Source organism: Halobacillus sp. (genome assembly GCF_049282395.1).
Taxonomy (GTDB): Bacteria; Bacillota; Bacilli; order Bacillales; family Halobacillaceae; genus Halobacillus.
Genome location: NZ_JBAPTY010000262.1, coordinates 1 through 2,061, shown reverse-complemented (window position 1 = coordinate 2,061; position 2,061 = coordinate 1). Strand labels below are relative to the sequence as shown.

Genomic DNA, 2,061 nt, shown 5'->3' with positions numbered 1-2,061 from the left:
TGGCATCAGCATAAAAAGAACGTCAATGCCCTGCCTATCCGGGTAAACATCAACGGTATTCGAGGTAAATCAACAGTGACTCGATTAATAACCGGTATCGTGAAAGAAGCAGGCTACAAAACAATAGGCAAGACCACAGGAACGTCAGCAAGAATGATCTTTTGGGACACCGATGAAGAAAAGCCCATTAAACGGAGACGGGAAGGTCCCAATATCCGTGAGCAAAGGTTAGTAGTTAAAGAAGCGGCTGATAAAGGCGCTGAGGCATTGGTCAGTGAGTGTATGGCCGTAAATCCTGATTATCAGGTTGTATTTCAGGAAAAAATGCTTCAAGCCAATATCGGAGTTATTGTAAATGTTTTAGAAGATCATATGGACGTAATGGGACCTACACTTGATGAAGTTGCGGAAGCTTTCGTATCCACTATTCCATATAATGGTCACTTGATTGTATCCGAGAGTCCTTATGTGGATTACTATAAGAAAATTGCCGAGGAGAGGAATACGAAGGTGATCGTAGCGGATAATAGTAAAATTTCAGATTCTTTTCTAAAGAAATTTGAATATATGGTTTTCCCGGAAAATGCTTCATTATCATTAGCCGTGGCCGAAGCCATTGGAATTGATGAAGATACGGCATCCCGGGGGATGTTAAAGGCACCAGCTGATCCAGGGGCGATGCGCATTCTTCCACTTGGTAGTCCGGAAAAGCCAGCCTATTTTGTGAATGGCTTTGCGGCTAATGACGCCGTTTCTACTATTAATATTTGGAAACGGGTAGAATTTCTTGGTTACCCCTCTGAAAATCCCATCATTATTATGAATTGCCGGGATGATAGAGTAGAGCGTACCGAACAATTCTCCAAAGATGTATTGCCTTATATCCCTACCGATACACTCGTATTGATAGGAGAAACCACAGAACCAATAGTTACAGATGTTAATGAAGGAAAAATTGAAGTAGATCATCTTCTAGATTTAGAAGGTTATACTACAGAACAGATTATGGAAGTTCTATCGGAAATGCTGGAAGACCGAGTAATATACGGAGTAGGCAATATCCACGGAGCGGCAGAACCATTAATAGAAAAGTTTCACGAAAATAAACATCAACCGATTGTCAGCTAGGAGGAAAAAAGCATATGTTCGGTTCCGATTTATATATATCCCTTGTATTAGGTGTTATTTTAAGTTTAATTTTTGCTGAGAAGACCGGGGTCATGCCGGCAGGATTAGTAGTGCCAGGATATTTAGCTCTTGTATTTGACCAGCCCATATTTATAGCCGTTGTATTATTTATTAGTTTTCTGACGTATTTAATTGTCACGTATGGCGTTTCTAAATTTATGATTCTTTATGGGCGGAGAAAGTTCGCGGCCATGCTGAGTACAGGAATAGTGCTCAAATTGCTGTTCGACTATTTTTACCCCATGGCTCCATTTGAAATATTAGAATTCCGCGGGATCGGTGTGATTGTTCCCGGCTTAATTGCCAATACCATGCAGAAACAAGGATTGATTATTACCACGGGCAGTACGCTGCTTCTAAGTGGATTAACCTTTTTGATTATGACGGTTTATTATCTCATATAGGATGGATGTCGTATGTCTATGAAATTATCAAACCAAGAGAAATTTTTACAGAAAATTAAGAAGCATAAAAAGTCTACCAATAAACACGTCATTATTGGAATTATTATTTTATTTGTATTCATTGTAGGTTTTGAGCTTTTTTATAAGCAGCCCGCTCCAGAAGCTGAAGAAAAAGAAAACTCTTACTTCAGCGCGGCTTTTGTAGGAGATATGATGTTTGGGCGGAACGTAAAAGAAGTTACAGAAAGAAAAGGGACCGATTATTTGTTCGAAAAAGTGGCTCCCTATTTCGAGTCTGCAGACTATGTAACGGGGAATTTTGAAAACCCTGTAACGCTACAGGGGAAAAGTTATGACAAAATCGATAAATCTATTCATTTGAGTGCAGATCCAAGTGCCGTAGAAGCTTTAAAAGATGCAAACTTTTCAAATGTGAATCTAGCTAACAACCACGCCATGGACTTTGGAC

3 protein-coding genes are annotated in these 2,061 nt (G+C 39.6%); all 3 read left to right on the top strand.

From position 1 onward, the window contains the following. On the top strand, positions 1 to 1,128 hold a 1,128-nt coding region (gene pgsB / locus WAM07_RS11150; protein WP_422166876.1), incomplete at its 5' end, for a poly-gamma-glutamate synthase PgsB. 14 nt (positions 1,129 to 1,142) lie between these two features. Continuing rightward, positions 1,143 to 1,592 (top strand): poly-gamma-glutamate biosynthesis protein PgsC, encoded by a 450-nt coding sequence (pgsC, locus tag WAM07_RS11145; RefSeq protein WP_422166874.1) that lies wholly within the window; start codon positions 1,143 to 1,145, stop codon positions 1,590 to 1,592. A 12-nt stretch (positions 1,593 to 1,604) separates the two neighbouring features. Then, a partial coding sequence (locus tag WAM07_RS11140; protein WP_422166872.1) for a CapA family protein occupies positions 1,605 to 2,061 on the top strand: 457 nt, incomplete at its 3' end.

Bases quoted from the DNA above. Each gene is read 5' to 3' on its own strand.
- pgsC (WP_422166874.1), top strand. From the start codon at position 1,143: ATGTTCGGTTCCGATTTATATATATCCCTTGTATTAGGTGTTATTTTA.